The sequence below is a fragment of the Nocardioides sp. CF8 genome, assembly GCF_000389985.1.
Classification (GTDB): domain Bacteria; phylum Actinomycetota; class Actinomycetes; order Propionibacteriales; family Nocardioidaceae; genus Nocardioides; species Nocardioides allogilvus.
Window position 1 is genome coordinate 3981309 of the sequence record NZ_CM001852.1, and the last position, 7488, is coordinate 3988796.

Sequence of the window (7488 nt, forward strand, 5' to 3'; positions counted from 1 at the left end):
AACCCGACCTTGACACTACGTGCGTACTATTTCTAATATGGCCGTACATTTTTGGAGGTACTAACATGCTGACGCTCGAGGGACTCACCGTGGTTTCGCTGGAGCAGGCCGTCGCGGCGCCCTTCGCCACCCGACAGCTCGCCGACCTCGGTGCCCGCGTGATCAAGGTGGAGCGTCCAGGTCCCGGTGACTTCGCGCGCGGCTACGACGAGACCGTGAAGGGCATGTCGAGCCACTTCGTGTGGCTGAACCGCTCGAAGGAGTCGATAGCCCTCGACCTCAAGAGCGAAGCCGGTCGGGCGGCGATGCGCGCCCTGGTGGCCAAGGCCGACGTGTTCGTGCAGAACCTCGCGCCCGGCGCAGCGGAGCGGCTCGACCTCGGCGCCGAAACCCTGCGCGCGCAGCACCCCAGGCTGGTCCACGTGTCGATCTCCGGCTACGGCGACGGCGGGCCCTACACCACCAAAAAGGCTTACGACCTGCTAGTGCAGTGCGAGGCGGGCCTGGTCTCGATCACCGGCACCGCGGAGGAGCCCAGCAAGGTCGGCATCTCCGTGGCCGACATCGCCGCCGGGATGTACGCCTACACCGGCGTGCTCACCGCCCTGCTGCGGCGGTACCGCACCGGCGAGGGCGCAACGATCGAGATCTCGATGCTGGAGGCGCTCGCCGAGTGGATGGGCTTCCCTCTCAACTACTCGATGCACGGCGGCAGCTCGCCGACGCGCTCGGGTGCGTCGCACGCCGCCATCGCTCCCTATGGCCCGTTCCGGTGCGATGGGGGCGAGCAGGCGTTCCTCGGCATCCAGAACGAGCGGGAATGGACCACCTTCTGCGCCACCGTGCTCGAGCAGCCGGAGCTCGCCACCGACGAGCGGTTCCGGACCAACACGCTGCGGGTCACCCACCGCAGCGACCTGACCGACTACATCGAGACGGTCTTCGCCGGGGTGTCGGCCGAGGAGGTCGTGGGGCGTCTGGACCGGGCGGGCATAGCGAACGCCCGGCTCCGTGACCTGGCGGGGCTCGCCGCGCACCCCCAACTCGAGGCCCGGGACCGCTGGCGCGAGGTCGGCTCACCCGTGGGCTCCCTACGCACCCTCCTGCCACCCGCCATGCTCGACGGTGAGGAGCCCGCCCTCGGGCCCATCCCCGCTCCCGGCGAGCACACGACCGCCATCCTCAGCGAGCTCGGCCTGGACCAGCCGTCCGGTCGGGCCGACACACCCCGCCACGACCCGGAGCTGCTGCCATGACCGAGCTCGATACCGCCCCTGCCGTCCCGACTGCGCCCGAGCCCCGCCCGGCGGCCCAGGCCCTGGCCGAGTGGGCCCTCGCGCTGCGTCCCACAGCCGAGGACCAGGCCCTGGCGGACCGGGCACTGCTCGACACCGTCGCGGTCGGCATCGTGGCACGTGAGCACCACATCCTGCGGGTGGGTGCCAGCCTGACGGAGGCCGCCCGGTGGGCAGCGGCCTGCCACGTCATCGACTTCGACGACCTGCACATGCCCTCCACAGGACACCTCAGCACCGTGTGCGTGCCGGTCGCCCTGGCCACCGGCGGCGGAGCCGCGGCGTACCTTGCCGGTGCCGGTGTGATGGCGCGGGTGGGCTCCGCACTGGGCTGGCGGCACTACTCCTCGGGTTGGCACGCGACCACGACCTCGGGAGCGCTGGGCGCGGCGGTGACCGCGGCGGTCGCGCTCGGGCTCGACGCCGACCGGACCGCACGTGCCATCGCCCTCGCGGTCCCTGCTGCCGGAGGAGTGCAGCGGGCGTTCGGCACCGACGCGAAGGCGCTGCAGATCGGCTTCGCCGCCGAGGCCGGCATCCGGGCCGCCACGCTGGCTGCCGCCGGCGCGACCGCCGACCTGAGCGCGGTCGACACCTGGCTGAGGCTGGTCGGGGGCGACCCCGAGGCTCTTGACTTGGACGGCCCGGCGGTCCCGGGCGGCCTCGCGATCAAGATGTACCCCGCCTGTTACGCGCTCCAGCGCCCGATCAGCGCGGTCACGGCCGCGCTGGGCGACGCCCCCGACCACGGGTGGAACCCGGCCACCGTGCATCGAGTCGTGGTGCGGACCCCGCCGGCCACCGTGCAGCCGCTGATCCACCACCGCCCCGAAGACGGGCTGCAGGGCAAGTTCAGCCTGGAGTACGCCGTGGCCACCGCGCTCCTCGACGAGCAGCAGGGTTTCGAGGCGTTCTCCGACGAGGCCGTACGACGGCCCGAGGCCCAGCGGCTACTCCGTCTCGTGGAGGTCACGCTCGAGGGCCCCGGCGACTCTCTGCTGTCCGGGCAGGTCGACATCGAGGTGCACACCGACAACGGCGTCCTGACGGCCACGCTCCAGCACCCGCCGGGATCCCCGCATCGCCCTCCGACCGAGGAGGAGCTGGCGCACAAGGTGTCCACCTGCCTGGCCGGCACCGACGTCGATGCCTCCGCCATCACCTGGGAGGACGGCGCCACGCTGCTCCGCCGCACCCTCACCGGCCCCTGAGCCGGGCCAGCCCCCACACTGCCCCGCACCACCCCACCTGAAGGGAAACCCGTCATGGAAGGCCTGTCCGAGGAAGAGTTGGCGATCGTCGACATCGTCCGAGAGTTCGTTGACCGCGAGGTCAAACCGGTCGTGCAGGAGCTCGAGCACGCCAACACCTACCCCGAGGCGCTCATCGAGTCGATGAAGAAGATGGGCATCTATGGCCTGGCTATCGACGAACCTTGGGGCGAGGCGAAGGTGAGCACGTCCTGCTACGTGCTGGTCACCGAGGAACTCTCCCGGGGCTGGATGAGCCTGGCCGGGGCGATGGGCGGCCACACCGTCGTCGCCAAGCTGATCCAGGACCACGGCACGCAGGCGCAGAAGGACACCTACCTCCCGCGCCTGGCGACCGGAGAGCTGCGCGCCACCATGGCGCTGACCGAGCCCGGCGGCGGCTCCGATCTCCAGGCGATGCGCACCAGCGCGCGGCGCGACGGCGACGAGTACGTCGTCAACGGGTCCAAGACCTGGATCTCCAACGCGCGGCGCGCCGACCTCGTGGCCCTCATGTGCAAGACCGACCCCGCCGCCGATCCCAAGCACAAGGGCGTCTCGATCCTGCTGGTGGACAAGGAGGGCGGCCTCGACGGGCTGACGATCTCCCGCGACCTCCCGAAGCTCGGGTACAAGGGTGTCGAGAGCTGCGAGCTGGTCTTCGAGAACCTCCGGGTCCCGGCCGCCTCTCTGCTCGGCGAGGCCGAGGGTCACGGGTTCCGCCAGATGATGCGTGGCCTCGAGGTGGGTCGTCTCCAGGTCGCCGGCCGGGCCCTAGGCGTCGGGCGGGCAGCCGTGGAGGACTCGCTGCGCTACGCCCAGGAGCGGGAGAGCTTCGGCGTGCCGATCTGGACGCACCAGTCCATCGGCAACTACCTAGCCGAGATGGCCACCAAGCTCACCGCCGCACGACAGCTCACCCTCTACGCCGCCCGCCGCTACGACGCCGGTGAACGGGCGGACATGGAGGCCGGGATGGCCAAGCTGTTCGCCTCCGAGGCCGCGATGCAGATCGCTCTCGACGCCGTCCGGATCCACGGCGGCTACGGCTACTCGACCGAGTTCGACGTGGAGCGGTACTTCCGCGACGCCCCGCTCATGATAGTCGGGGAGGGCACCAACGAGATCCAGCGCAACGTCATCGCCAAGCAGCTCGTGAAGCGGGGCACGGCGTGGTCGCGATGAACCCCCGACCGGCGGGCCCCGCCGCCGTCGCCCGGACCCTGCTGTTCGTGCCGGGCACCCATCCGGCTCGCTTCGACAAGGCGGTCGCCAGCGGGGCCGATCTGGTGGTGATCGACCTGGAGGACGCAGTCCCTGAGGCCGACAAGATCTCCGCCCGCGAGGCGGCCGCTGACTGGCTGCGCGGGGGCGGACGGGCCGCGGTCCGCGTCAACGCAATCGCGAGCGCCCACCACGACGACGACGTCGCGGCGTTGACGGGGCTCCCCGGCCTTCTCGCCGTGGTGGTGCCGATGGCCGACTCACCCGAAGCCCTGGCCGCCCTGCACGAGCGGCTGGGCCCCGACGTCGAGGTCGTGGCGCTGGTCGAGACCGCCGCCGGCCTGCTCCGCGCGGTCGACCTGGCCGGCGCCGCGGGAGTTGCCCGGCTTGCGTTCGGACACCTCGACTTCGCGGTCGACATCGATGCCGACACCGGCGAGGAGACGATGCTGATGGCGAGGTCGACCCTGGTGGTGGCCTCCCGGGCCGCGGGCCTGCCCGGCCCCGTCGACGGCGTGACCACCGTCCTCGACGACCCGGAGGCCGCCCGCGAGGACGCCGTACGCGCACGGAGGCTGGGGCTCACAGGGAAGCTCTGCATCCATCCCCGTCAGGTGGCGCCCGTCAACGCGGCGATGAGCCCGAGTGACGAGGAGGTCGCCTGGGCGCGGCGGGTCGTCGACAGCGGCGAGGAGGGAGCGGCTCGCCTGGACGGTCACATGGTCGATGCTCCGGTCGTGGCGAGAGCCCGCACGATCCTGTCCCGAGCGGGGAGCAACGATGAGTGAGGCGGTGGAGCAGGTCGTGCGGACCGAGGTGATCGCTCACGAGCAGGCCGAGGCGTTGGCGAACCTGCTGAGCACCGAGGTCCCCGAGGGCACCCTGCCCCCGCTGTGGCACTGGACCCACCTGCTCGAGCGGCGCCCGCACGCCGATCTCGGCCCCGACGGCCACCCCACGTTCGGCATCCCGGCGCCGCCCGGCCCGGGCCGCAAGCGCATGTTCGCCGGCGGCAGGGTCTCGACGTACGGCGAGCTGGTCTTCGGCCGCCCTGCCACCCGCACGACCCGGGTCTCCGACACCCGGGAGAAGCAGGGGCGGACGGGCCCGCTGACCTTCGTGACGGTGCGTCACGACTACACGCAGGACGGCCGAACGCTGATCGTGGACGAGAACGACATCGTCTACCGCAGCGCCGACTCCCGGGTCTCGTCGGCGAGCGGGCCGGGGGACGAGGCTCCGGCGCCGGCGCGCGAGCCCAGCCTGACCCTCGCTGTCGACGAGGCGCTGCTCTTCCGTTTCTCGGCCCTGACCTACAACGCGCACCGGATCCACTACGACCACCACTGGGCCCGGCAGGAGGGATACGAAGATCTCGTTGTGCACGGCCCGCTCCAGGCGCTGATGATGGGGGAGCTGGTCCGGCGGTCGGGAGCCGGCCTGGTCGGCCGGACCTTTTCTTACCGCCTGGTCAGCCCGATGGTCGGACCGCAGACGTTCACTGTTGCCGCGACGGAGGCTGGCGTGGCGGCTGGGGTTGAGGTCCACGACGCTCGCGGCACCGTGACCGCAGTGGGCGCCCTCGAGCCGCTCGAGCCCGTAGCGGCTCCAGCACCCCCGATCGGACGTGTGAGCCGGACCGCGGGCATGTGGTCGCAGGAAGCGCTCTGCCTTGAGAGTGGACTCCCGTGAGGCTACGCGCGCGGGCACACTGAGGAGGATGTCGATGTCGTTCCCAGATGAGCGTGAGGACCGGTCCGGGTCGACGGCTCGGCGTGGCGAACTCCCCGTGGGGCGTCGACTACGAGCGGTTCTGGGGGAGCCACCTGCTGGTCGAGGCCGGCGGGCTCGATCTCCTCGATTACCTTCCGTGAGTTCGTCAACGACGCCCTGATGACCCTGTTCTTCTTCATGGTCTCGCTGGAGATCAAGCGGGAGATGGTCTTCGGCGAGCTCAGGGACCCGCGCGCGGCGGCGCTGCCCATCATCGCCGCCGTCGGCGGGATGGTCGCCCCGGCTTTGACCTACGCCGCGTTCAACGCCGGGGGCCCCTACGCCAGCGGATGGGGGATCCCGATGGCCACGGACATCGCGTTCGCCGTGGCCGTCCTCACCTCCTGGGCAGCCGGGTGCCGCTCGGCGCCAGGCTCTTCCTGCTGACCCTCGCGATCGTCGACGATCTGGGGGCCATCCTGGTCATCGCGCTGTTCTACAGTGGCGGCATCGCGCTCGGCTGGCTGCTTGTCGCCGCCGGCACGTTGGCTGCCGCCGTGCTGGTGCAGCACGCGCGGGTGCGTGCACGATCGGTTGGTTCGCCCTGCACGAGTCTGGGGTCCACCCGACGATCATCGGCGTCGCCTTCGGGCTGGTCACGCCGACCTACGCGCTCTTGTCGCCGACGCTCTACCCGGAGGTGGCAATGGCGTTGGTGAACGACGTGATCAGTCGGACCGATGACGGTGTCGTGACCGCCGACGAGCACGAGGCCAATGACCACACCTTTGCGCGAGATCCGGCGGCTCAGCCTGGAGACACAATCGCCGCTGCATCGGGTCGAGTCCCGTCTGGCACCGTATGTCGCGTTCGGCATAGTGCCGCTGTTCGCTTTCGCGAACGCCGGCCTCCCGCTGCCTTCCGTCCCGGTGAGCGAGTGGGCCACCGATCCCGTCGTCCTCGGGGTGTCGCTCGGTCTGGTCCTCGGCAAGACCCTGGGCATCTTCTCGACCACCTGGCTCACGGTCCGCCTGGGACTGGCGAGATACCCGAGCGGGATGACCCGCACTCGCCTCCTGGGAGTCTCCATGACCGCCGGGGTCGGATTCACCGTGGCGATCTTCGTGGCCACGCTGGCCTTCGACGACGGTGCGGTCATCGAGCTGGCCAAGCTCGGATCATGGTCGGAAGCCTCGTCGCCGCGATCGTGGGCTACTTCGTGCACCGTGCCAGCGGCGACCGGAAGGATGAGACCACGGCCTGACCCGGTCGCCGCGACCTCGACAGATCAAGGCACCTGGCGCGGGGCCTGACAGAGTGTATACCGACCGAGGATCCGGACGCCGGATCCGGTTTGGGGACGGGTGGCGGCTGTGGCGCGCATGCGGGCGGAACCCGACCCGGGCCTCATGCCGGGGAGTGGCTGGAACGCGTCAACGCCCTTCGCTCAGACATCACCCCAGCGTGCTCGAGACAGGCCCGTCGGGAACTGACCGACCAGGACCTGGAGCGGATCACCCGCGCTGGTGAGGCCGCCCGTGCGCCCGACACTCACAAGATCTACCAATACGCGCGGGCACCGTGGGCCACGGGGTGCGCCGAGCGCGGATTCGAACCGCCCCCGGCCGACCCTGCCGCGATGTGTGCCTTCACGACCCAGCGCGTCGCGGACGGTCTCGCCGCGATCAGCCTCGGCCACTTCATCAGCGTGATCACCTACGTCCACAGCACCCACGGCCTGACCGACCCCAACGAGAACCGTGCCGTCCGGCAGGTCCGCGACGGGCTCCGGCGCACCTCGATTTGTAGGAGGTGCTCTGCGGTGGGTTGTGACCCATCGGAGCCGATTGTCCGAGGGCGCGGTTTGGGCGCGCTTTGAATCGCGGAGGATCGCAGAGGGGGACCGACCCAACGAGCCTCGAAGACGGCGCCGCGCTGCTGACCTGCGGCGGACCGATTTGGGGTGAAGCTGGCGACCTAGACGGTATGAAGTGACCACTCAGGGC

General features: G+C 70.6%; 7 protein-coding genes and 1 pseudogene. All 8 read left to right on the forward strand.

The window, feature by feature from the left end:
- Positions 1 to 65: 65 nt before the first annotated feature.
- The 8 genes and pseudogenes from CF8_RS19365 to CF8_RS21260 all read left to right on the forward strand — a co-directional run bounded on the left by CF8_RS19365 (position 66) and on the right by CF8_RS21260 (position 6795).
- Complete coding sequence (locus tag CF8_RS19365) at positions 66 to 1256, forward strand: CaiB/BaiF CoA transferase family protein (protein ID WP_010834785.1); 1191 nt, start codon at positions 66 to 68, stop codon at positions 1254 to 1256.
- The gene (locus CF8_RS19370; protein WP_010834786.1) at positions 1253 to 2506 is read left to right on the forward strand and encodes an MmgE/PrpD family protein; all 1254 of its coding nucleotides are present in this window, start codon (positions 1253 to 1255) and stop codon (positions 2504 to 2506) included. Before CF8_RS19365 ends, CF8_RS19370 begins: the two co-directional genes overlap by 4 nt.
- A gap of 54 nt (positions 2507 to 2560) precedes the next feature.
- Positions 2561 to 3730, forward strand: a complete 1170-nt coding sequence (locus CF8_RS19375; protein ID WP_010834787.1) for an acyl-CoA dehydrogenase family protein — start codon at positions 2561 to 2563, stop codon at positions 3728 to 3730.
- Positions 3727 to 4557, forward strand: a complete 831-nt coding sequence (locus CF8_RS19380) for an HpcH/HpaI aldolase/citrate lyase family protein (RefSeq protein ID WP_036493733.1) — start codon at positions 3727 to 3729, stop codon at positions 4555 to 4557. Before CF8_RS19375 ends, CF8_RS19380 begins: the two co-directional genes overlap by 4 nt.
- Positions 4550 to 5461: an FAS1-like dehydratase domain-containing protein gene (locus tag CF8_RS19385; protein ID WP_010834789.1), complete on the forward strand. Its 912-nt coding sequence runs from the start codon at positions 4550 to 4552 to the stop codon at positions 5459 to 5461. Before CF8_RS19380 ends, CF8_RS19385 begins: the two co-directional genes overlap by 8 nt.
- A gap of 47 nt (positions 5462 to 5508) precedes the next feature.
- The gene (locus CF8_RS23545) at positions 5509 to 5643 is read left to right on the forward strand and encodes a hypothetical protein (protein WP_269634798.1); all 135 of its coding nucleotides are present in this window, start codon (positions 5509 to 5511) and stop codon (positions 5641 to 5643) included.
- Positions 5644 to 5680: 37 nt separating this feature from the next.
- Positions 5681 to 6201 (forward strand): annotated as a pseudogene (locus CF8_RS23730) (Na+/H+ antiporter NhaA).
- Positions 6202 to 6258: 57 nt separating this feature from the next.
- Complete coding sequence (locus CF8_RS21260) at positions 6259 to 6795, forward strand: Na+/H+ antiporter NhaA (RefSeq protein WP_010834792.1); 537 nt, start codon at positions 6259 to 6261, stop codon at positions 6793 to 6795.
- Positions 6796 to 7488: the final 693 nt, after the last annotated feature.